Genomic DNA, 20,095 nt, shown 5'->3' with positions numbered 1-20,095 from the left:
CGACCTCAAGAGCCGATCGAATCCCGCATGCTCTTCAACAAGGTCTTCGCGCCAAGCGAGATCAGCGTGTGGTCCGAGCCCATGGCCAGAAGCCGGTAGCCCATCGACACGACGCGGCCGGCGATTGCCGGCTCGATGACGTAGATCGCCGCATGCTTTCCGGCCTTGCGCGTCCGCTCGGCGATCGAAGCGACAGTCTCCATCATGCTTTCCAGCGTCGAATTGACGGTCGTTCCGTTCGACCAGGCGATCGAGAAATCCGACGGGCCGACAAAGATGCCGTCGATGCCGGGCGTATCGAGGATGCCGTCGAGCGCCTCGAACGCCGCCCGTGTCTCGACCATGGCGAAAGCCATAGTGCGCTGGTTGGAGTCGCGCAGCCATTCGGCGTGGTCGCCCTTGCCGTGGCGCGGGAACGCGTAGGTCGGCCCCCAGGAGCGCTCGCCCATGGGCGGATATTTCATCGCCGCGGCGAACTGCCTTGCGTCGGCCACCGAGTTCACCATCGGCGCAATCACTGCCTCGGCGCCAAAATCGAGCGCGCGGCTCGCCATGTCGAAGCGGCCGACCGGAATGCGCACCAGCGCCGGCTTGCTGGCGGCCAGCACCGGCACCAGGCCGCGCAGCACGCTGTCCTCGTGGTGGCCGCCATGCTGCATGTCGAGGGTGACGGCGTCAAAGCCTTGCTTGGCGATGATTTCGACCGTCAGCGCGTCCGGCACGCCGGACCAGGCGGTGAACAGCGTTTCGTCGGCGGCCAGGCGGGATTTGAGCGACATCGGACTTTCCTTGGTGACAATCCGCAGTTTCAGCCGGAAACGACGGCAAAGGCAAAGAAAAACCGCCCGGTTTGGCCGGGCGGTCGATTGGTCCAGCTAGAGGCCGGCCTCAGGCATTCTTGATCTCCTCGATCGCCTGGGCCATCAACTCGTCCATGGTGCGGCGGATCTGATGGTCGGACTGATTGACGCCGGCGGCATCGAAATCCTTGCGAATCTTGCGGAAGACATCGTGATCGCCCGCCTCCTCGATATCGGAGACCACCACTTCCTTGGCATAGGCTTCGGCATCGGCGCCGGATTTGCCCAGCTTCTCGGCGGCCCACAGGCCAAGCGCCTTGTTGCGCCGCGCCGCGGCCTTGAAGCGAAGTTCCTCGTCGAAGACGAATTTGCGCTCAAAGCCCTCTTCGCGGTCTTTCATGCTGCTCATGACGTCCCTCCGATCAAATCCGATTCGCGTTCGCGGTGAATATGTGTGATGGGCAAGCACAAATCAAAAGGCCGCGACCCGGTCAATATACTTCGTCGCATGCTGCGCTGCGGCATTTCAGTCCCGAAAGCGGTTGATTCGCCGGATTTGGCGATTGAGCAAACCAGGCGATTGCGATAACACCGGCATTGAACACCGCCGTCGCCATACTAATTTAGGCAGACGGACAGGAACCGGTCACTTGCCGCCTGCCCGCAGACCCAGAGAAAAAATCAAATGAAAAATCGCCGCCGCATTTACGAAGGCAAGGCCAAGATCCTCTATGAGGGACCTGAGCCGGGCACGCTGATCCAGTTCTTCAAGGATGACGCCACCGCCTTCAACAAGAAGAAGCACGAAGTGGTCGATGGCAAGGGCGTGCTCAACAACCGCATTTCCGAGCACATCTTCAACCACTTGAACCGCATGGGCATCCCGACCCACTTCATCCGCCGGCTCAACATGCGTGAGCAGTTGATCAAGGAAGTCGAGATCATCCCGCTCGAGGTCGTCGTGCGCAATGTCGCCGCCGGCTCGCTGTCTAAGCGCCTCGGCATCGAGGAAGGCACGGTGCTGCCGCGCTCGATCATCGAATTCTACTACAAGGCCGACGCGCTCGACGACCCGATGGTGTCGGAAGAGCACATCACCGCCTTCGGCTGGGCGAGCCCGCAGGAAATCGACGACATCATGGCCCTGGCCATCCGCGTCAACGACTTCCTCTCCGGCCTGTTCCTCGGCGTCGGCATCCAGCTCGTAGACTTCAAGATCGAATGCGGCCGCCTATTCGAGGGCGACATGATGCGCATCGTCGTCGCCGACGAGATCTCGCCGGATTCCTGCCGCCTGTGGGACGTTGCCACCCAGGACAAGCTCGACAAGGACCGCTTCCGCCGCGATATGGGCGGGCTGGTCGAGGCGTATCAGGAAGTCGCCCGCCGTCTCGGCATCATCAACGAGAACGAGCCGCCGCGCCCGACTGGTCCGGTCCTCGTCGCCTCTTCCGATGCGCCCAAGGGCCTGAAGCACTGAATACCGACGGGCCTGCCGGGCAATGGCAGGTCCACCGCCTGATCCATCACTTAGGAGTATCGATGAAAGCCCGCATCACCGTGACCCTCAAGAACGGCGTCCTCGACCCGCAGGGCAAGGCGATCGAGCATGCGCTCTCCGGATTGGGCTTCGACGGTGTCGGCCAGGTTCGCCAGGGCAAGGTGTTCGACATCGAGATCACCGGAACCGACAAGGCCAAGGCCGAAGCCGACCTGAAGGCCATGTGCGACAAGCTTCTGGCGAACACGGTGATTGAGAATTACGCGGTGGAGATTGCCTGACAATGAAATCAGCCGTCGTCCTCCTGCCTGGCCTCAACCGCGACCGCGACATGATTGTGGCGCTGACCAAGATCTCCGGCCAGGCGCCGGCGACGGTGTGGCAGACCGACACAGAAATCCCCGATGTCGACCTGATCGCCATCCCCGGCGGCTTCTCCTTCGGCGACTATCTGCGTTGCGGCGCGATCGCGGCGCGCATGCCGGTGATGCGGGCGGTGGCCGAAAAGGCCGCCAAGGGCGTCACCGTCATCGGCGTCTGCAACGGCTTCCAGATCCTGGTCGAGGCGGGACTGCTGCCCGGCGCGCTGATGCGCAATGCATCGCTGAAATTCGTCTGCCGGCAGGTCAAGCTCGAGATCGCCAACGCCAACACTATGTTCACGCGCCGCTACCGGCCCGGACAGATCATCCGCTCACCCGTGGCGCATCATGACGGCAACTACTTCGCCGATGCCGAGACGCTCGCCCGGCTCGAAGGCGAAGGCCAGGTCGTGTTCCGCTATGCGGAAGGCACCAACCCCAACGGCTCGATCAACGACATCGCCGGCATCGTCAATGACAGGGGCAACGTGCTTGGCCTGATGCCGCATCCCGAAAACCTGATCGAGGCGGCGCATGGCGGCAATGATGGACGCGCGCTGTTCGAAAGCGCGCTCGGCCTCGCGGCTTGATCCTTTAACATCCTATCGGAACGCGGGGCGGACAGACCATGAGACCGACGATTGTTCGCCTTGCTCTCCTGGCCGCCGCCGGGCTCGGCTTGGCGTCCTGCCAGTCGAGCCCCAAGACGACGCCGGTTCCCTCGGGCAAAAGCGCCTCGCTGCTTGCGATGGAACAGGTCGCGATCTCGGCGCATAAGTGCTGGATCGCCAGCAAGGACCCGGCCTTCAAGCCCTACCAGATGGCCAATGAGCTCAATTCCTACAGCGGCACGCCGCGCTTCCTGCTGGTGCCCGCCAAGCACTATGGCGGCAAGCCACTGCTCGTAGTGCAGGCGCAGGGCAATTCCAGCCGCGTCGATGTGTTCGGGCCGCTGATGAACGAGCCGCTCGGCGCGCGCATCGGTTCCGACATCGCCCGCTGGCAGGCCGGCAATCCGTCCTGCGCGGCAGCCGCGTGAACCTGCCATGAGCCGGTTCCTGCAGAAGGCGGGACTGGTTATCGGGCTTATAGGGCTCGTCCTGCAGGCCGCGATCACCATTCCGGCGTCGATGGCGGCAGGGCGCAGCCTGCTTGGCTCGATCGTCTTTCTCTTCAGCTTCTTCACCATCTTGACCAACATAGCCGCCGTGATGGTGCATGCTTCGCTGCTATCGCCCACAGGCTATGCCTGGTTCCCGGCCTTCGCCGGGCAGCGCATGCGCGCCGGCGTCGCGGTCGCCATCACGTTGGTCTTCATCGTCTATGCGACCGTGCTGGCCGGGCTTTGGCAGCCGCAGGGCCTGTTCCTGCTTTGCGACATCCTGCTCCACTACGTCACGCCGCTGATCTTCGTGCTGTGGTGGCTCATTGCGGGCGCGGATGGCTCGACGCGCTGGCGCGATATCTCCTGGTGGATGATCTATCCGCTCGCCTATCTCGCCTACGCGCTGATACGCGCGCCCTTCGCCGGCGAAGTGCCCTACCCGTTCCTCGACGTCGCCAAGAACGGCGCGGCCAGCGTCGCCGTTTCGGCTGCGGGCGTCACCGCGCTGTTCATCGGATTGAGCGTGCTTGCCGTGCTGATCGATCACGGCATCGGCCGGTTGCGGGCAAAGCCCGCAACCCGCGTCCGATCGAGCCAAAGATAAGCCACTACTCCCAGAACGACCTGATGCCTTCGCGATGAGCGTCGCAGCGCGAGATGCCGATATCCTTGAGCTGCTCGTCCGTCATCTCCAGCAGCGCGAGGCGGCCGCGCCGGCGCTCGAGCATGCCGCCGATCTGCGTGACGATGGAACGGAGCGCAACCACCATCCGGCTGACAAAGCCGCGATGGGCCAAGGGCTCAGCCTGCGCACCAAAAGCGGGGCGAGCGTAGCGAATTGTCTCAATTGTATCCATTGTCGTTCTGCCTTGTCTCGATTGTACCTTTCCAATCGCCGGTTCGATATGGATTGACTCATCGCGCGGTGCAATATAGAAAATTGTCACCATGACAAATTGGCTCCCTGACCTCTCCTCTGGCTCCGGTCCCCTGTACCAGCGTCTTGCTGACAGCATTGAGTCAGATATCGATAAGGGCGTCATCGATGCCGGTGCAAAACTGCCGCCGCAGCGCGACCTCGCCTACGATATCGGCACGACGGTCGGCACCATCGGCAGGGCCTATCAGTTGCTGCGCGAACGTGGCCTGGTGAGCGGCGAGGTCGGTCGCGGCACCTATGTGCTCGGCCAGCGTACAGAGACCCCGAAATCCGATGTCGAGCCCGGCTTGCAAGGCACACGCCCCATCGACGTGCCGAGCGGCAAGCTGCGCTTCGACAGCACCGCCGCGCCCGATGTCGGCCAGGGTGCGGTGATCGCCGACATCCTGGCGCGTACCGCGCAGGAACATCCGTACGATATCTCGAGCTACACGCGTGATTTTCCCGAACGCTGGTACGAGGCTGGAAGCCGCTGGTTGGCGCGCAATGCTTTCCGCCCCTCGCCCGATTCGATCGTGCCGACGCTGGGCACCCATGCCGCGGTCATGGCGGCGATCGCGGCGCTGACCATGCCCGGCGACTATGTCGTCTTCGAGCACCTAACCTATTCGCAGATCGCCCGCAGCGCCGGGCTGATCGGCCGCCGCACGGCGCTGGTTTCGACTGATGACAACGGCATTGACCCGGATGATTTCGAGCGCGTCTGCGCGCAGAAACATCCAAAAGTGATGTTCCTGATGCCGACCGCGAAAAACCCGACGCTGGTGACGCTGTCGGCGGAGCGGCGGCAGGCGATCGCGAAGATTGCGCGCGAGTACAATGTCGCGCTGATCGAGGACGATCTTTACGGCGAGCTCACCGACGACCCGACACCGTTGCTGGCCGAATATGCGCCCGAGCGCACCATCGTCGCCGGCGGTCTGTCGAAGTCGGTCGCGGCCGGCGTGCGCGGCGGCTGGCTTTCCTGCCCGCCGGCCTACCGCCACCGCATCCGTGTCGCGCACAAGATGATGACCGGCGGCCTGCCCTTCCTGCTGGCCGAGGTCGGCACGCGGCTGGTGATGTCGGGTCAGGCGGGCGATATCCGCAAGCGCTGCATTGCCGAAATCCAGGCGCGCCTTGCTATCGTCCGCGACGTGCTGGCGGGGTTCGACACCAAGGCAAGGGACAGCGTCCCCTTCGTCTGGCTGACCTTGCCGGACCCGTGGCTGTCCGGCACCTTCAAGAACGCATGCCTGGCGCAAGGCGTGCTCATCGACGACGAGGACGAGTTCAAGGCCGGGCGCTCCGAGCAGGTCTTTCACGGCGTGCGCTTCGGCATATCGCAACCGCGGCAAAGCAACGATGTCGCCGGCGGCGTCGCCGTCATCCGCCGCCTGCTCGACGAGGGCCGCGCCGGCTACGACAGTTTTTCCTGATCAAGCCTTAAAGCCCCGCCCCTAAGCATCACCGGAGTGGCAGTTTTCTGGCGCTTTCCCTATCTGGTGGGGGTGTATCGCGCGAAAGCTTGCGATAAGAGGAGACTCAAAGAACCTCCCCTCTCCCACGGACAAAAATCGCCGCTCATGACCATTTCCAATTCCGTGCCGATCACCCCCGAGCTCATCGCCGCGCACGGGCTGAAGCCCGACGAATACCAGCGCATTCTGGATCTGGTCGGCCGCGAGCCAAGCTTCACCGAGCTCGGCATCTTCTCGGCGATGTGGAACGAGCACTGCTCCTACAAGTCCTCCAAGAAATGGCTGCGCACCCTGCCGACCAGCGGTCCGCAGGTGATCCAAGGTCCAGGCGAGAACGCCGGCGTGGTCGACATAGGCGACGGCGACTGCGTGGTCTTCAAGATGGAGAGCCACAACCATCCGTCCTACATCGAGCCCTATCAGGGCGCGGCGACCGGCGTCGGCGGTATCCTGCGCGACGTCTTCACCATGGGCGCGCGGCCGGTTGCGGCGATGAATGCGCTGCGCTTCGGCGCGCCTGACCATCCCAAGACCCGGCATCTGGTCGCCGGCGTGGTTTCGGGCGTCGGCGGCTATGGCAATTCCTTCGGTGTGCCGACGGTTGGCGGCGAGGTCAATTTCGACGCCCGCTACAATGGCAACATCCTGGTCAACGCCTTCGCGGCGGGTCTTGCCAAGACCAACGCCATCTTCCTGTCGCAGGCCAAGGGCGTCGGCCTGCCGGTCGTCTATCTCGGCGCCAAGACCGGGCGCGACGGCGTCGGCGGCGCCACCATGGCCTCGGCCGAGTTCGACGACAAGATCGAGGAGAAACGCCCGACCGTGCAGGTCGGCGATCCCTTCACCGAAAAATGCCTGCTGGAGGCCTGCCTCGAGCTGATGGCCTCGGGCGCCGTCATCGCCATCCAGGACATGGGCGCGGCCGGCCTCACCTGCTCGGCCGTCGAGATGGGCGCCAAGGGCGACCTCGGCATCGAGCTTGATCTCGACAAGGTGCCGGTGCGCGAGGAGCGCATGAGCGCCTATGAGATGATGCTGTCGGAAAGCCAGGAGCGCATGCTGATGGTGCTGCGCCCCGAGAAGGAAGAGGAAGCCGAGGCGATCTTCCGCAAATGGGGGCTCGACTTCGCCATCGTTGGCAAGACCACCGACGATCTGCGCTTCCGCGTCATCCATCAGGGCGATGAGGTCGCCAATCTGCCGATCAAGGAGCTGGGCGACCAGGCGCCGGAATATGACCGCCCCTGGGTCGAGGCGAAGCAGCCGGCGCCGCTCGCCGCGAATGATGCGCCCAAGGCGGATGTCGCCGACGCGCTGCTGAAAATGCTGGGTGGGCCGGACCTCTCCTCGCGCCGCTGGGTGTGGGAGCAGTACGACACGCTGATCCAGGGCAATTCGCTGCAGCTCCCCGGCGGCGATGCCGGCGTGGTGCGCGTCGAGGGCCATCCGACCAAGGCGCTCGCCTTCTCTTCCGATGTCACGCCGCGCTATTGCGAGGCCGACCCTTACGAAGGCGGCAAGCAGGCCGTCGCCGAATGCTGGCGCAACCTGACCGCCACCGGCGCGCTGCCGCTTGCCGCCACGGACAACCTCAATTTCGGCAATCCGGAGCGGCCCGAGATCATGGGCCAGTTCGTCGGCGCCGTGAAAGGCATCGGCGATGCCTGCCGCGCGCTCGGCTTCCCGATCGTCTCCGGCAATGTCTCGCTCTACAACGAAACCAATGGCCGCGGCATCCTGCCGACGCCTACCATCGGCGGCGTCGGGCTGATCGCCGACTGGTCGAAGATGGCGCGCATCGGCTTTGCCGCCGAGGGCCAGATGATCGTGCTGGTCGGCGCGCCGCCGAGCTGGGGCAGCCATCTCGGCCAGTCGATCTATATTCGCGACATCCACGGCCGCGCCGACGGTCCGCCGCCGCCGGTCGATCTCGCGCATGAAAAGCGCGTCGGCGACCATGTGCGCTCGCTGATTGCATCCGGCATCGTGACCGCCGCGCACGACATCTCCGACGGCGGCCTGGCGATAGCGCTGGCCGAAATGGCGATGGCTTCCGGCATCGGCGCCAGCATCCCGGGGCTCACCGGCACCGATCCGATCCCGGTCTGGTTCGGCGAAGACCAGGGCCGCTACCTGCTGACGCTGTCGATCGATCCGCAAAGCGGGGAATGGGACCGGATCTGCGAGGAGCAAGGCAAGCTCGGCATCTTCGCGCCTTGGATCGGTACCACGGGTGGCAGCACGCTGAAATGCGGCGATGCCCGTGCGATCCCGGTGAGCGAGCTGAAGGCCGCCCATGAAGGTTGGTTCCCGCGCTTCATGGACCAGGCCAGTTGACCAGGCTGACTGCGAAGGCGCTGGTCGCAGTCGTCTTCTGGCCGTCCCTGTTCTTCTTCTGGTTCCTCGGCCCGTTCGTTTTCTTGTTGCTGTCGACCACCTCGAGCGAGGTTTGTCCGCGGCTGGAAACTCGCGCCGAGTTCCTGGCAGCAGCCAACGGAGCGCTGCCGATGCTCGTCCTGCAGACCCTGATCTATGCGGTTCCGGTCGTCTGCCTGGTGCTGTGGGACAGGCTCGCGCCGGAGCCGGCGCGGGCACGGCAAATCGCGACCTGCATCAAGCTCTTCGTCGTTGCCGCGATCATCGGAGCGACTTGGGACTATGGCTCGTCCCTGGTCTGCGACGGCTATGGCCAACCCTTCTTCTCGTCCGCCTGGCGAATGACGAGCTATCTTCCGATCGTCGGCCTGCTGATCAACATCCCGCTCTATGTGCTGACTTTCAGCCTCGGCCGGGCCTTCTCGACCCGCGATGACATCACCGAAGACGGCGTGGTCCATTCGAAGCAGGACAATTCTTAGGCCGCTGTCGCGGACGGAGCGGCTTCAATCCGGGCCGGAAAGGCTTTAGGCTCGCGAGTCAGATCATACCGGTGCTGCCTAGCTGCCCGCGCACGAGACAGGATTTTGCCATGGCAATGGATGCCCACGACATCGAAAAACTGATCAAGGAAGGCATTCCGGACGCCAAGGTGACGATCCGCGATCTCGCCGGCGACGGCGACCACTACGCGGCCGAAGTAGTGGCCGAGAGTTTCCGCGGCAAGAGCCGTGTCCAGCAGCACCAGATGGTCTATGACGCGCTGAAGGGCAATATGGGCGGCGTGCTGCATGCGCTGGCGCTGCAGACTAGCGTCCCGGATTGAGCGCTATCGTCCCGGGGCTTGGCCCAAAATCGCGCTATCCCTTGCGCCATTGGGCCGGTGTCTCGGCTAACGTCTTGTTTCAGCCACCCTATGGGTTTATTTGATGGATATGCTTCGAGCCTGACTCCCACAGGCGTGAAAGGATTGTCCATGACCGGCATCAGCGACTACATCGACAATGAAGTGAAGAGCAACGACGTCGTGCTCTTCATGAAGGGCACCCCGGGCTTCCCGCAATGCGGCTTTTCCGGCCAGGTGGTGCAGATCCTCGATTACATCGGGGCCGACTACAAAGGCGTCAACGTGCTCGACTCGGCCGAACTGCGCCAGGGCATCAAGGACTATTCCAACTGGCCGACCATCCCGCAGCTCTATGTGAAGGGCGAATTCGTCGGCGGTTGCGACATCGTGCGTGAAATGTTCCAGGCCGGCGAGTTGCAGGACTTCCTGGTCGAAAAGGGCGTCAGCGTCAAAGGCGCGGCCTGAATCAATCTTGCGCGCCGGCGCGGAGGCTAAGCCTTCGGCTGGCAAGCATCGCCTGAGGGCGCCCCCACCTCGGCATTATGAACCCGCATCGCGGGGATGAGACGAACCGCGCCGGCCAGCCGGCGCTTGTTCGTTCGAAAGATCGGACTTTGCCGTGGACAAGCAGGTAGAAGCGTCGCAACGGGCAAGCAGCTTGCCCATTCCGCGCTGGGAATTCATCGCGCTGTGCGCAGCGCTGATGGCGCTCAACTCCTTGGCCATCGACATCATGCTGCCGGCGTTGCAGCAGATCGGCGCCTCGCTCGGCGTCGAGAGCGAGAACCACCGCCAATATGTCATCACCGCCTATATGCTCGGCTTCGGCGGCGGACAGCTTTTGTTCGGGCCCATTTCGGATCGCTTTGGACGCCGCGCGCCACTGGTCTTTGGCCTGGTTGTCTATGTCGTGGCCGCGGCCGCCGCCGCCATAGCGCCCAGTTTCGCCCTGTTGCTGACCTGGCGTCTCATCCAGGGTATCGGCGCGGCCGCAACCCGCGTCATCGCCGTCTCGATCGTGCGTGACACGTTCGAAGGCCGGCGTATGGCCGAGGTGATGTCGCTGATCTTCATGGTGTTCATGGCCATCCCCGTCATCGCTCCAAGCATCGGCCAGTTCGTCATGCTGTTCGCCAGCTGGCACTGGATTTTCGTGACCATGGCTATCGGCGCGCTGATCGTTTCGACCTGGGCTCTGCTGCGCCTGCCGGAGACGCTGCATCCCGAATATCGCCGCTCGCTCACGGTAGGATCCGTGCTCGGCGGCTTCCGCATCGTGCTCACCAACCGGCTCACGCTTTGCTATGCCTTTGCCAGCACGTTCATCTTCGCCGCCATGTTCGGCTTCATCAGTTCGGCGCAGCAAATCTATATCGACATCTTCCATGTCGGCGAATTGTTCCCGCTGATCTTTGCCGGCGTCGCCGCCGTGCTTGCCTTCTCCAACTATCTCAATTCGCGGCTGGTCGGACAGATTGGCATGCGCCGCCTGTCGCAGGGCGCGCTGCTTATCTTCCTGTGCATCAGCCTGGCCTGGCTGGTGGTCTCGCTGGAGATGCAGATGCCGCTCTGGCTCTTCGTCACCTTCTTTGCCGGCGCGATGCTGCCATTCGGCGGACTGGGCGCGAATTTCAACGCCCTGGCCATGGAGCCGCTCGGCGAACTCGCCGGCACGGCCGCATCCATCCTTGGCTTCATGCAGACTTTTCTCGGCGCCCTGATCGGCGCGGCGATCGGCCAGGCCTATAACGGCACGGTGACGCCTCTGGCCGCCGGCTTCTGCAGCGTCTCGGTCGCGGCCTTGCTGATGATCCTGATCGCCGAGCGGGGCAGGATGTTCCAGCCCCACAATCCCCCCGTTTCGGGCCACGTCACCGATCTGCACTAGATTGCCGTCTGGCCGGCAGGTTGCCGGCCGGGGCGCAGGTCCTATTCAGCCCAGAGCTCGCGGCGCAACTCGTCCCAACTTTTCCTGTCCGGCGCGACCAGCAGGCCGCCGTCGACATGCGACGGCAGGTAGGCGCTGCCGTCAACGCGCGCGACATGGCCGCCGGCTTCCTGATGGATCAGCGCGCCGGCGAGATGATCCCAGGGCATCAGCTTGTTGTAGAGCACAAAATGGGCATGACCGCTCGCAAGCAGCCGGTATTCATGCGCCGCGCAGCGATAGGCGAACTGCGACAGCGTCTTGGTCTGGTTGCGGGCGAGCCGCGAGCGTTCAGGCTCTTGGAGGAACTGCCAGGAAACGGCGCCGGTCATCTGCGCGATCGGCACCGGCGCCGCGACGCGGACCTTCTCCAGCGCGCCATGCGCGTGGCGGATATGGCTGCCGGCGCCCTTGGCTCCGATCAGCCAGTCCTTGCCGACCGGATCGTGGATGATGCCGGCGACGGTCTCGCCATTGACGACGACACCTGCCATGACGCCGAACAGCGGCACGCCGGAGGCGAAATTGAAGGTGCCGTCTACCGGATCGATGACGAAGGCAAGCGCGGCATCGCCAAGGCCCGACAGCAGCGCCGGATTGTCGGAGCAGGCCTCCTCGCCGACCACCATTGCGTCTGGATAGCGCTCGCGCAGCCGGGCGGTGATCAGCCTCTCGGCATTGACGTCCGCTTCCGTCACCAGGTCAGCGGCGGAGGTCTTCTGGCGAACGTCGCCTTCGCCCAGCCGCCGGAAACGCGGCATGATTTCAACCCTGGCTGCATCGGCGAGAAGGTCGGCCAGCCAGTCGATCGCGTGATCGTCAAATGTCATCGGAAATGTCTTGTCCTGGGTTCGTGGCGAGCCTCGCGAAGTCGAACAGCTTCCTGTCCAGGAGATGCGAGGGCCGCACATTGGTCATGGCGCGGATCATCGTATCCTTGCGGCCCGGCATGCGCTTCTCGATGTCGTCGAGCATCGCCTTCATGGCGTTGCGCTGCAGCCCTTCCTGGCTGCCGCACAGGTCACAGGGAATGATCGGGAATTTCATCGCGTTGGCGAATTTCTCGAGGTCGGCCTCGGCGCTGTAGGCGAGCGGCCGCAACACCATGACGTCGCCCTCGTCATTGAGGAGCTTGGGCGGCATGGCGGCAAGGCGACCACCATGAAACAGGTTCATGAAGAAGGTTTCGAGTATGTCCTCGCGGTGGTGGCCAAGCACCAGCGCCGAGCACCCCTCCTCGCGCGCGATGCGATAGAGATGGCCGCGCCTGAGCCGCGAGCAGAGCGAGCAATAGGTGCTGCCCTCGGGCAGCTTGTCGGTCACCACCGAATAGGTGTCCTGGTATTCGATGCGATGCGCGATGCCGTTGGCGTTGAGATAGTCGGGCAGGATATGTTTCGGGAAATTCGGCTGGCCCTGGTCGAGATTGCAGGCAAGCAGATCCACGGGGAGCAGGCCGCGCCATTTGAGGTCGAGCAGCAGCGCCAGCAGGCCGTAGGAATCCTTGCCGCCGGAAAGCGCCACCAGCCAGCGCTCGCCGGGCTTCACCATGGCGAAATCCTCGATCGCCTGGCGGGTGAGCCTCAACAGCCGCTTGCGCAGCTTGTTGAATTCGACCGAGGACGGCACCTCGCGAAACAGCGGATGGAAGCCGCCATCGGCCTCATCGTCGATCGGTTCCAGGGATTTCACATCTGGCAGCATGTTCATGGCGCTGGTGCCCACGGGGTCCTGTTGGCGCACGGCTTACCGGACATAGCGAACAAAGAAAAGGCCGCCTCGAGGGCGGCCTTGGATGTTGCGGCTGATTGAGTTCGATCAGCGCGAGTAGAATTCGACGACCAGGTTCGGTTCCATCTGCACGGCGAACGGAACGTCCGAGAGGCCGGGAACGCGCGCGAAGGTCGCGGTCATCTTGTTGTGGTCGGCTTCGATGTAGTCCGGGACGTCGCGCTCGGCGAGAGCGACCGATTCCAGCACGATCACGAGCTGCTTCGACTTCTCGCGCACCTCGATGACGTCGCCCGGCTTGCAGCGATACGAACCGATGTTGGTGCGCTTGCCGTTGACGTTGACATGGCCGTGGTTGACGAACTGACGGGCGGCGAAGATGGTCGGCACGAACTTGGCGCGGTAGACGATCGCGTCGAGGCGCGACTCCAGCAGGCCGATCAGGTTCTCGGAGGTGTCGCCCTTGCGGCGGTTGGCCTCTTCATAGACCTTGCGGAACTGCTTTTCCGAAACGTCGCCATAGTGACCCTTCAGCTTCTGCTTGGCGCGCAGCTGCAGGCCGAAGTCGGAAAGCTTGCCCTTGCGGCGCTGGCCGTGCTGGCCGGGGCCGTATTCACGCTTGTTGACCGGGGACTTCGGGCGGCCCCAGATGTTTTCGCCAAGGCGGCGGTCGATCTTGTATTTCGCGGATTCGCGCTTGCTCATCGCATTCCCTTTCAAAACAATATACCCGGAACCCCATGGCTCCGGGCGAAGGAAACGCGCCCTCCTCTGGCCTCCGTTTTCGAGACCTGACAGGGTTTCCCACGCAAAGCGACAGAAAACCCACGGGACACGTCATAAAGAAACCACCGGGCGTCGCCACCCGGTGTTGGTGGGCCTGTTAAACACAGATTTAACCGCTGTCAAGCTTGTGGCTGGCGGCATTAAGCGCAAGCCTATACCATTCCTGCGTTGCATGCGGCGCTGGACGTGGCGGAAAGTTGCACGCCGTCGGCATCGGGGCGGATGCAGCGTCTTCGGGGGCAAACGCCCTGCACATGATGAAGGGACTGGAGCAGAGGAGTGCGAATTCCCATGAAGAAATTCTTCCTAACCCTGACCGGAGCCGCCGTCTTGGCCGGGTCGATGGCGGTCATGACCCCTGAACCGGCCATGGCCAGGCATTGGCATGGCCACAAGCAGGTCTGCCGCGTCGTAGTGAAGAAGAGAGTCGTCTGGCGCCACGGCCACCGCCATGTCATCCGCTACAAGACGAAATACTGCTGGTGGCGCTACTAACCTATTGCGCAGCGGGGATCGACGCAGGCCCGCGGCCAACGCCGCGGGCCTTTCATTTCGGCTTCGCGGTCTATGACTTCTTGCCGGGCAGGCCCTTGCGTTTGGTCTCCGCGAATTCCTCGAGTTGCTTCTCGCTCATCGATTCATACATTTCGCGCGAAGCACCCTTGAGCTCGCTTTTCTTGGTCTCGCCGCGCTTAGCCGAAAGCGCCGCGCCAGCGGCCTTTTGCTGGGCTTGCGATTTGGCGGGCATGGTCGTTTCTCCTTTGCTGGAGAGCAATTCCAGGAAAAGTGTGAAACGGTTTTCCGTCAGGAATTGCGTCAATCGGATAGAGTAGAAACGCCGCGCTTCGGCGGCAGTTCCAGCGTCGGCAGCTCAATCCCCGGAAGCCTGATCTTCGTTGGCGGGCTTCCCGGGTCCGGAACCCCGGTGTAGGACGACGGCATGAAATCGCTGACCGATCCGTCACAGGCACTCTCCGCCGGCCTCGTGAAAATCCGCACTGAATTCCACGTGCCGGATGGATTTCCGCCGGAGGTAACGGCGGCGGCCCAAGAGGCGGCCAGGCGTGTGCCCAGCCAGCATGCCGACCGCACCGCAATCCCCTTCGTCACGCTCGATCCGGCGAGTTCGACCGATCTCGACCAGGCCTTCTCCATTGAGGCGAGCGGCAGCGACCTCCTCTTGCATTATGCCATCGCCGACGTGGCCTGGTTCGTCGAGGACGGCGACGCGATCGATCTCGAAGCCTGGAACCGGGGGGAGACGCTTTATTTGCCGGACGGCAAGGCCGGGCTCTACCCGCCGGTGCTCGCCGAGGCTGTGGCGAGCCTGTTGCCCGATGGACCGCGCCCTGCGGTCATCTTCACGATCCGGGTTGCCGGGGACGGTGCGGTGAAGCTGGACGGCGCGGAGCGCGCCATCATCCAAAGCCGCGCCAAGCTCGCCTATGAAAGCGTGCAGGCCACCGACGTTCCGGCCGGCTTCGCCGAACTGGCCCGGCGCATGGCGGCAAACGAAGAACGCCGCGGCGCTTCGCGAGTCGATCCGCCGGAACAGGAGGTGGAAGAACTGGCCGACGGCACGTTCCGGCTTTCGTTCCGACCGCTGCTGCAATCCGAGCAGGACAATGCAGCGCTTTCGCTGGCCGCCAATATGGCGATCGCCGATGCCATGCTGGCGCATAAGACCGGACTGTTCCGCGTGATGTCGGGGCCGGATGCTGCCAAGGTGCAAAGACTGCGTAACGCGGCGCAGGCGCTCGGCCTGTCCTGGCCGGACTCCACCAGCCTGCGCGATTATCAGCGCACGCTTGATCCGGCCGATCCGAAACAGGCTGCGCTGATGCTGGAAATCCGCCGCGCGGGCAATGGCGCGTCCTACCAGCCCTATCAGGCGGGCGTCGTCCCCTGGCATGAGGCGATGGCAGCGACCTATGCGCATGCCACCGCGCCACTCAGGCGGCTGGCAGACCGCTATGTCGTGCGCTGCGCGCTGGCAATCGCCAACGGCCAGCCCGTGCCGCAGGCCGTCACCGAAGCATTCGCCCGGTTGCCGAAGGTGATGGGGCGCGGCGATGCCCGAGCCTCGCAGATCAACCATGCGGCCATCGACCTTGCCGAGGCGGTCATGCTCCAGGGACACGAGGGTGAGACATTCAGGGCCGTCGTCACCGACTTCGTCGATCATGGCGTGCGCGCGCAGCTTGCCGACATGCCTGTCGTTGCCAACGTCAAGGCCTCCGGGCTCAGGCAGGGCGATAGTCTCACGCTCAAGCTGGTCACGGCCGACCCGGATCAGCGCAGCATCGTCTTCGAGACTGCCGTCTAACGCGCGGTCAATCCAAACCCCTGGATCAGTCGCCTGGTGGCGAAATCCACCTTGCCGGAAGTGAAGACGGCAAGATCGGGCTCGCTCTCGCTGGATGTTTCCCCGACCGGCTCGAGCAGCGACATGGCGCGCCGCGCGATCGCCTCGGCCGGATCGATCCAGTCGACCGGCCAGGGCGCCGTCTTGCGCATGCGGTTGACCAGAAACGGATAGTGCGTGCAGGCGAGCACGACGATGTCGGTGCGATTTCCCTCGCGTTCGAGGAAACAGGGCGCGATCTCGGCGCGCACCGCTTCCTCGTCGACGAAACCCTGGCGCATATAGATCTCGGCCAGGCCCGCCAGCCGGTCGCTGCCGACCAGGCGAACATGGCATTTCTGCGCCCATTTGCTGATCAGGTCGCGCGTGTATTGGCGCTTCACAGTGCCCGGCGTCGCCAGGACCGAGACCAGGCCGGATCGCGTGCGTTCGGCGGCCGGCTTGATCGCCGGCACGGTGCCGACAAAAGGGTGGCCTGGGAATTTGTCGCGCAGCGCATCGATCACCAGGGTCGAGGCTGTGTTGCAGGCAATGACCGAAATCGCCGGCTGCAGCCGGTCGAGCAGTTTGCCGAACAGCGTAAGGATGTGTTCTTTGAGCGCCGGCTCTTCCCAGGCGCCGTAAGGAAATGCCGCGTCGTCGGCGACATAGACGAAGCGGCGATCGGGCATCAGCACGCGCGCCTCGCGCAGCACGGTCAGGCCGCCGACGCCGGAATCGAACATCAGGATCGGGCGCTGGCTTGGTCGATCGCTCATTGTCATCCGGTCATAGAGCAATTCCAGGAAAAGTGTGAAACGGTTTTCCGTCCGGAATTGCGTCAAAACAAAGAGAGGCGGCAGGTCCGTGATTGGGCCAACCGCGCTTCTATCGCGAATGATCTTGGTCTTGAAGTGGCGAATGCGAGCAGCTTTTGCGCAGCTGTCTCGAAGGCTCGCTCATATGCCGCGCTTGCCGAAGCCGGCGGGGCGCGGCCTGCCGAAGGGCTGCGGCGCGGGCGGAACGCGGGCGGTTGAAGGGGCAACGGCGGCGCGTGGAGCGGCCGGCACAGCCGCCCGTGCGGTGCGCGCCGGCGCCGGCAGCGGACCGTCGAAGTCGAAAACATCCGTCAGTTCGTCGATGTTGCTGCCCGTGACGGGTTTCGCCACCAGGATCGTGCACCAGAGGCCGAATATCGAAAGTCCGAGCAGATTCAGCCCGCCCGGAATGCTATCGGGATCGCCGAACTTGACGACCAGCAGCACGCCGGCCTGCAAAAGGGCGTAGATGGCGGAAAGGGCGATGTAGGCCCACAGGATCCAGCGCCGCCCGTTGGCGTCGCGGACGCGGCGCGAGGCGATGTTGCCGCGCAAGGCGACAAAGATAAGCGAGGCGATCAGGACCGCGCCTGCCATGCCCTGACGCGCCGGGCCAGGTCCCGAATTGATCAGTCCTTCGAAACCGATCGTGCTGACAATGCAGACAACGATCACCACGGTTTCGGCGACGGCCAGACCGAGAGAGTAAAGGAAAAAGCGCAGTCGACCAATATTGGACGCAAACATGTGCCACCCCCACTATTGCAGCAAGGATGAGGCATGACCGAATAAAAATCGGTTACTTCAAATGCTCACAGCTTATCGATTTTAACTTTCTTCGTCTTTGGCGCGACTGCGCACAGCGGCCGGCAGCCGCCTCGGATCATCCCCCGGCGAGCCATCGCCGCGCGGCATGGCCGGCGAGAACCGGTCGAGCGAGGAGATGATGCCGCGCAGAACCTTCAGTTCCGGCTCGGCAAAACCCGCGCGCGTCAGCACGGCGCGCAGGTTGTCGACCATCTTCGGCTTCTTTTCCTCGGGGCGGAAGTAGCCGCGCGCTTCCAGCGCGTTCTCCAGATAGGCGAACAGGCTGTGCAGCTGCTCCTTGGTCGCCGGCGCCAGCTCCGGCCCGGAGAAATTGGTCTGGGTTTCGTCGGCGAGGCCGGACTTCATCCACTCATAGGACATCAAAAGCACCGCTTGCGCGATGTTGAGCGATGAGAAGCCGGGATCGACCGGAAAGGTGACGATCTCGTCGGCGAGCCCGACCTCGTCATTATAGAGGCCGAAGCGCTCGCGGCCAAACAGGATGCCGGTGCGCTCGCCCGCCTCGACACGCGCCCTCAGCGCCCTGCCCGCTTCCACCGGCCCGCGCACCGGCTTGAAGCCGTCGCGCTCGCGCGCCGTGGTGGCGAAGACGAAGTTCAAGTCGGCAACCGCCGACGCCAGATCGTCGAAGACCCGGGTGGCGTCGATGACATGATCGGCGCGGCTGGCGGCCGCGCGTGCCTTCTCGCTCGGCCAGCCGTCGCGCGGATTGACGAGCCTGAGCTCGGACAGGCCGAAATTCGCCATCGCCCGCGCGACCATGCCGATATTCTCGCCGAGCTGCGGCTCGACCAGGATGATCGCCGGTCCGGAGGAGGTGGTGTTGGCTCTATCTTCGGTGGCTGGCATGGCTGTGGGCTAACCGGGGTTTGCGGCGTTTCGGCGTCCCCTGCCACATCCGGACCGGAAAATGAAGCATTCACAACAGTGGCACCCGTCCATCCCGGCGCGGATCGTGGTTTGCGCGCTGAAAAAGCCTTTGATATACGCTCCGCATCCCCGGCCGAAACCATGCGGGCAAGGCCGTCCAGATCCCCCAGCAACGAGGCACTCTTTCCATGGCGAAGATCAAGGTGGCGAACCCGGTCGTCGAGCTCGACGGCGACGAGATGACCCGCATCATCTGGCAGTTCATCAAGGACAAGCTGATCCACCCCTATCTCGACCTGAAGCTTGAATATTACGATCTCGGCATCGAGCACCGCGACGCCACCAACGACCAGGTGACGATCGACTCGGCCAACGCCATCAAGAAATGGGGCGTCGGCGTGAAATGCGCGACGATCACCCCTGACGAGGCGCGCGTCGAGGAATTCAAGCTGAAGAAGATGTGGAAGTCGCCCAACGGCACCATCCGCAACATCCTCGGCGGCACCATCTTCCGCGAGCCGATCATCATGAAGAACGTGCCGCGCCTGGTGCCGGGCTGGACCAAGCCGATCGTCGTCGGCCGCCATGCCTTCGGCGACCAGTACCGTGCCACCGACTTCCGCTTCCCCGGTAAGGGCAAGCTGACGATCAAGTTCGTCGGCGAGGACGGTCAGGTGATCGAGCACGAGGTCTATGATGCACCGGGCGCCGGCGTGGCCATGGCGATGTACAATCTCGACGAGTCGATCCGTGAGTTCGCCCGCGCCTCGCTGAACTACGGCCTGCTGCGCAATTTCCCGGTCTACCTGTCGACCAAGAACACCATCCTCAAGGCCTATGACGGCCGCTTCAAGGACATCTTCCAGGAGGTGTACGAGAAGGAGTTCGAGGCCGAGTTCAAGGCGCGGAAGCTCTGGTACGAGCACCGCCTGATCGACGACATGGTCGCTTCCAGCCTGAAATGGTCGGGCGGCTATGTCTGGGCCTGCAAGAACTATGACGGCGACGTGCAGTCCGACACCGTGGCGCAAGGCTTTGGCTCGCTCGGCCTGATGACCTCGGTACTGATGACGCCGGACGGCAAGACGGTGGAGGCGGAAGCCGCGCACGGCACCGTGACCCGCCACTACCGCCAGCACCAGAAGGGCGAGGAAACCTCGACCAATTCGATCGCCTCGATATTCGCCTGGACGCGCGGCCTCGCCCACCGCGCCAAGCTCGACGACAATGCCGAGCTGAAGCGCTTCGCCGAGACATTGGAAAAGGTTTGCATTCAGACTGTCGAGAGCGGCTTCATGACCAAGGACCTGTCGCTGCTGATCGGCCCCGACCAGCCCTGGCTCTCCACCACCGGCTTCCTCGACAAGATCGACGAGAACTTGCAGAAGGCCATGGGGTAA

The 20,095-nt window shown here is 63.7% G+C and carries 24 protein-coding genes; 14 read left to right on the top strand and 10 right to left on the bottom strand.

Annotated features, from left to right (window positions below; genetic code table 11):
* Nucleotides 1–5: 5 nt before the first annotated feature.
* Together EN862_RS09140 and EN862_RS09135 are read right to left on the bottom strand one after the other, a co-directional pair.
* Nucleotides 6–779 carry an HpcH/HpaI aldolase/citrate lyase family protein gene (locus EN862_RS09140; protein WP_127863761.1) on the bottom strand — a complete coding sequence of 258 codons (774 nt, stop codon included), beginning with the start codon at nt 777–779 and terminating at the stop codon, nt 6–8.
* 109 nt (nt 780–888) lie between these two features.
* Nucleotides 889–1,209, bottom strand: coding sequence for a DUF1476 domain-containing protein (locus EN862_RS09135; protein ID WP_095818554.1), 321 nt, complete (start codon nt 1,207–1,209; stop codon nt 889–891).
* Nucleotides 1,210–1,485: 276 nt separating this feature from the next.
* Between EN862_RS09135 and purC the strand changes: the two genes are divergently transcribed.
* The 5 genes from purC (at nt 1,486) to EN862_RS09110 (ending at nt 4,372) form a co-directional block, all read left to right on the top strand.
* On the top strand, nt 1,486–2,280 hold the full coding sequence (gene purC, locus EN862_RS09130; RefSeq protein WP_042644540.1) for a phosphoribosylaminoimidazolesuccinocarboxamide synthase: 795 nt from the start codon (nt 1,486–1,488) through the stop codon (nt 2,278–2,280).
* 62 nt (nt 2,281–2,342) lie between these two features.
* Nucleotides 2,343–2,582 (top strand): phosphoribosylformylglycinamidine synthase subunit PurS, encoded by a 240-nt coding sequence (purS, locus tag EN862_RS09125; RefSeq protein ID WP_127863760.1) that lies wholly within the window; start codon nt 2,343–2,345, stop codon nt 2,580–2,582.
* Between the two features lie 2 nt (nt 2,583–2,584).
* Entirely contained in the window at nt 2,585–3,253 is a 669-nt protein-coding gene (gene purQ, locus EN862_RS09120; RefSeq protein WP_127863759.1) for a phosphoribosylformylglycinamidine synthase subunit PurQ, read from the top strand.
* 38 nt (nt 3,254–3,291) lie between these two features.
* Complete coding sequence (locus tag EN862_RS09115; protein WP_189400837.1) at nt 3,292–3,702, top strand: hypothetical protein; 411 nt, start codon at nt 3,292–3,294, stop codon at nt 3,700–3,702.
* A gap of 7 nt (nt 3,703–3,709) precedes the next feature.
* Nucleotides 3,710–4,372 (top strand): Pr6Pr family membrane protein, encoded by a 663-nt coding sequence (locus EN862_RS09110; RefSeq protein ID WP_127863758.1) that lies wholly within the window; start codon nt 3,710–3,712, stop codon nt 4,370–4,372.
* 4 nt (nt 4,373–4,376) lie between these two features.
* Here EN862_RS09110 and EN862_RS09105 read toward each other — a convergent pair whose 3' ends face one another.
* Nucleotides 4,377–4,625: a DUF1127 domain-containing protein gene (locus tag EN862_RS09105; RefSeq protein WP_127864032.1), complete on the bottom strand. Its 249-nt coding sequence runs from the start codon at nt 4,623–4,625 to the stop codon at nt 4,377–4,379.
* A 91-nt stretch (nt 4,626–4,716) separates the two neighbouring features.
* Between EN862_RS09105 and EN862_RS09100 the strand changes: the two genes are divergently transcribed.
* From EN862_RS09100 to EN862_RS09075, 6 genes are all read left to right on the top strand, one after another.
* The gene (locus EN862_RS09100) at nt 4,717–6,126 is read left to right on the top strand and encodes a PLP-dependent aminotransferase family protein (protein WP_127863757.1); all 1,410 of its coding nucleotides are present in this window, start codon (nt 4,717–4,719) and stop codon (nt 6,124–6,126) included.
* Nucleotides 6,127–6,273: 147 nt separating this feature from the next.
* Nucleotides 6,274–8,505, top strand: a complete 2,232-nt coding sequence (gene purL / locus EN862_RS09095) for a phosphoribosylformylglycinamidine synthase subunit PurL (RefSeq protein ID WP_127863756.1) — start codon at nt 6,274–6,276, stop codon at nt 8,503–8,505.
* Nucleotides 8,502–9,026, top strand: coding sequence for a hypothetical protein (locus EN862_RS09090; RefSeq protein ID WP_127863755.1), 525 nt, complete (start codon nt 8,502–8,504; stop codon nt 9,024–9,026). Before purL ends, EN862_RS09090 begins: the two co-directional genes overlap by 4 nt.
* A gap of 110 nt (nt 9,027–9,136) precedes the next feature.
* Nucleotides 9,137–9,370: a BolA family transcriptional regulator gene (locus EN862_RS09085; RefSeq protein ID WP_006206026.1), complete on the top strand. Its 234-nt coding sequence runs from the start codon at nt 9,137–9,139 to the stop codon at nt 9,368–9,370.
* 150 nt (nt 9,371–9,520) lie between these two features.
* A complete protein-coding gene (gene grxD, locus EN862_RS09080; protein WP_040981263.1) occupies nt 9,521–9,856 on the top strand; it encodes a Grx4 family monothiol glutaredoxin in 336 nt (111 codons plus the stop codon).
* Between the two features lie 154 nt (nt 9,857–10,010).
* Nucleotides 10,011–11,279, top strand: a complete 1,269-nt coding sequence (locus tag EN862_RS09075) for a multidrug effflux MFS transporter (protein ID WP_127863754.1) — start codon at nt 10,011–10,013, stop codon at nt 11,277–11,279.
* 41 nt (nt 11,280–11,320) lie between these two features.
* Here EN862_RS09075 and EN862_RS09070 read toward each other — a convergent pair whose 3' ends face one another.
* The 3 genes from EN862_RS09070 to rpsD form a co-directional block, all read right to left on the bottom strand.
* On the bottom strand, nt 11,321–12,148 hold the full coding sequence (locus EN862_RS09070) for an inositol monophosphatase family protein (protein WP_127863753.1): 828 nt from the start codon (nt 12,146–12,148) through the stop codon (nt 11,321–11,323).
* Complete coding sequence (gene ttcA, locus EN862_RS09065; protein WP_189401054.1) at nt 12,138–13,022, bottom strand: tRNA 2-thiocytidine(32) synthetase TtcA; 885 nt, start codon at nt 13,020–13,022, stop codon at nt 12,138–12,140. The genes EN862_RS09070 and ttcA overlap by 11 nt, the downstream gene beginning before the upstream one ends.
* Nucleotides 13,023–13,136: 114 nt before the next feature.
* Nucleotides 13,137–13,754 (bottom strand): 30S ribosomal protein S4, encoded by a 618-nt coding sequence (rpsD, locus tag EN862_RS09060; RefSeq protein WP_040981269.1) that lies wholly within the window; start codon nt 13,752–13,754, stop codon nt 13,137–13,139.
* Nucleotides 13,755–14,126: 372 nt separating this feature from the next.
* Between rpsD and EN862_RS09055 the strand changes: the two genes are divergently transcribed.
* Nucleotides 14,127–14,330, top strand: a complete 204-nt coding sequence (locus EN862_RS09055) for a hypothetical protein (protein ID WP_112127725.1) — start codon at nt 14,127–14,129, stop codon at nt 14,328–14,330.
* 70 nt (nt 14,331–14,400) lie between these two features.
* Here the strand turns inward: EN862_RS09055 and EN862_RS09050 are convergent, their stop codons facing one another.
* The gene (locus EN862_RS09050) at nt 14,401–14,583 is read right to left on the bottom strand and encodes a DUF3008 family protein (RefSeq protein WP_127863751.1); all 183 of its coding nucleotides are present in this window, start codon (nt 14,581–14,583) and stop codon (nt 14,401–14,403) included.
* Between the two features lie 192 nt (nt 14,584–14,775).
* On the opposite strand from EN862_RS09050, the gene EN862_RS09040 reads away from it, so the two are divergent.
* Nucleotides 14,776–16,161, top strand: a complete 1,386-nt coding sequence (locus tag EN862_RS09040; protein WP_127863749.1) for an RNB domain-containing ribonuclease — start codon at nt 14,776–14,778, stop codon at nt 16,159–16,161.
* On the opposite strand, the gene murI is transcribed toward EN862_RS09040, so the two are convergent.
* The 3 genes from murI to EN862_RS09025 form a co-directional block, all read right to left on the bottom strand.
* A complete protein-coding gene (gene murI, locus EN862_RS09035) occupies nt 16,158–16,958 on the bottom strand; it encodes a glutamate racemase (protein WP_127863748.1) in 801 nt (266 codons plus the stop codon). The genes EN862_RS09040 and murI overlap by 4 nt on opposite strands.
* 180 nt (nt 16,959–17,138) lie before the next feature.
* Nucleotides 17,139–17,744, bottom strand: a complete 606-nt coding sequence (locus tag EN862_RS09030) for a hypothetical protein (RefSeq protein WP_127863747.1) — start codon at nt 17,742–17,744, stop codon at nt 17,139–17,141.
* Nucleotides 17,745–17,825: 81 nt separating this feature from the next.
* The gene (locus EN862_RS09025) at nt 17,826–18,674 is read right to left on the bottom strand and encodes an RNA methyltransferase (protein ID WP_127863746.1); all 849 of its coding nucleotides are present in this window, start codon (nt 18,672–18,674) and stop codon (nt 17,826–17,828) included.
* 209 nt (nt 18,675–18,883) lie between these two features.
* Here EN862_RS09025 and EN862_RS09020 point away from each other — a divergent pair, with 209 nt between their 5' ends.
* Nucleotides 18,884–20,095: an NADP-dependent isocitrate dehydrogenase gene (locus tag EN862_RS09020; protein WP_112127719.1), complete on the top strand. Its 1,212-nt coding sequence runs from the start codon at nt 18,884–18,886 to the stop codon at nt 20,093–20,095.

It is taken from the genome of Mesorhizobium sp. M2E.F.Ca.ET.219.01.1.1 (assembly GCF_004016445.2).
Lineage (GTDB): Bacteria > Pseudomonadota > Alphaproteobacteria > Rhizobiales > Rhizobiaceae > Mesorhizobium.
This window is presented reverse-complemented; position numbering and strand designations above follow the sequence as displayed.

Coding starts and splice junctions, on each gene's coding strand:
- EN862_RS09140 (WP_127863761.1), bottom strand. CDS start 779: ATGTCGCTCAAATCCCGCCTGGCCGCCGACGAAACGCTGTTCACCGCC.
- EN862_RS09135 (WP_095818554.1), bottom strand. CDS start 1,209: ATGAGCAGCATGAAAGACCGCGAAGAGGGCTTTGAGCGCAAATTCGTC.
- purC (WP_042644540.1), top strand. CDS start 1,486: ATGAAAAATCGCCGCCGCATTTACGAAGGCAAGGCCAAGATCCTCTAT.
- purS (WP_127863760.1), top strand. CDS start 2,343: ATGAAAGCCCGCATCACCGTGACCCTCAAGAACGGCGTCCTCGACCCG.
- purQ (WP_127863759.1), top strand. CDS start 2,585: ATGAAATCAGCCGTCGTCCTCCTGCCTGGCCTCAACCGCGACCGCGAC.
- EN862_RS09115 (WP_189400837.1), top strand. CDS start 3,292: ATGAGACCGACGATTGTTCGCCTTGCTCTCCTGGCCGCCGCCGGGCTC.
- EN862_RS09110 (WP_127863758.1), top strand. CDS start 3,710: ATGAGCCGGTTCCTGCAGAAGGCGGGACTGGTTATCGGGCTTATAGGG.
- EN862_RS09105 (WP_127864032.1), bottom strand. CDS start 4,625: ATGGATACAATTGAGACAATTCGCTACGCTCGCCCCGCTTTTGGTGCG.
- EN862_RS09100 (WP_127863757.1), top strand. CDS start 4,717: ATGACAAATTGGCTCCCTGACCTCTCCTCTGGCTCCGGTCCCCTGTAC.
- purL (WP_127863756.1), top strand. CDS start 6,274: ATGACCATTTCCAATTCCGTGCCGATCACCCCCGAGCTCATCGCCGCG.
- EN862_RS09085 (WP_006206026.1), top strand. CDS start 9,137: ATGGCAATGGATGCCCACGACATCGAAAAACTGATCAAGGAAGGCATT.
- grxD (WP_040981263.1), top strand. CDS start 9,521: ATGACCGGCATCAGCGACTACATCGACAATGAAGTGAAGAGCAACGAC.
- EN862_RS09070 (WP_127863753.1), bottom strand. CDS start 12,148: ATGACATTTGACGATCACGCGATCGACTGGCTGGCCGACCTTCTCGCC.
- ttcA (WP_189401054.1), bottom strand. CDS start 13,022: ATGCTGCCAGATGTGAAATCCCTGGAACCGATCGACGATGAGGCCGAT.
- rpsD (WP_040981269.1), bottom strand. CDS start 13,754: ATGAGCAAGCGCGAATCCGCGAAATACAAGATCGACCGCCGCCTTGGC.
- EN862_RS09055 (WP_112127725.1), top strand. CDS start 14,127: ATGAAGAAATTCTTCCTAACCCTGACCGGAGCCGCCGTCTTGGCCGGG.
- EN862_RS09050 (WP_127863751.1), bottom strand. CDS start 14,583: ATGCCCGCCAAATCGCAAGCCCAGCAAAAGGCCGCTGGCGCGGCGCTT.
- EN862_RS09040 (WP_127863749.1), top strand. CDS start 14,776: ATGAAATCGCTGACCGATCCGTCACAGGCACTCTCCGCCGGCCTCGTG.
- murI (WP_127863748.1), bottom strand. CDS start 16,958: ATGAGCGATCGACCAAGCCAGCGCCCGATCCTGATGTTCGATTCCGGC.
- EN862_RS09030 (WP_127863747.1), bottom strand. CDS start 17,744: ATGTTTGCGTCCAATATTGGTCGACTGCGCTTTTTCCTTTACTCTCTC.
- EN862_RS09025 (WP_127863746.1), bottom strand. CDS start 18,674: ATGCCAGCCACCGAAGATAGAGCCAACACCACCTCCTCCGGACCGGCG.
- EN862_RS09020 (WP_112127719.1), top strand. CDS start 18,884: ATGGCGAAGATCAAGGTGGCGAACCCGGTCGTCGAGCTCGACGGCGAC.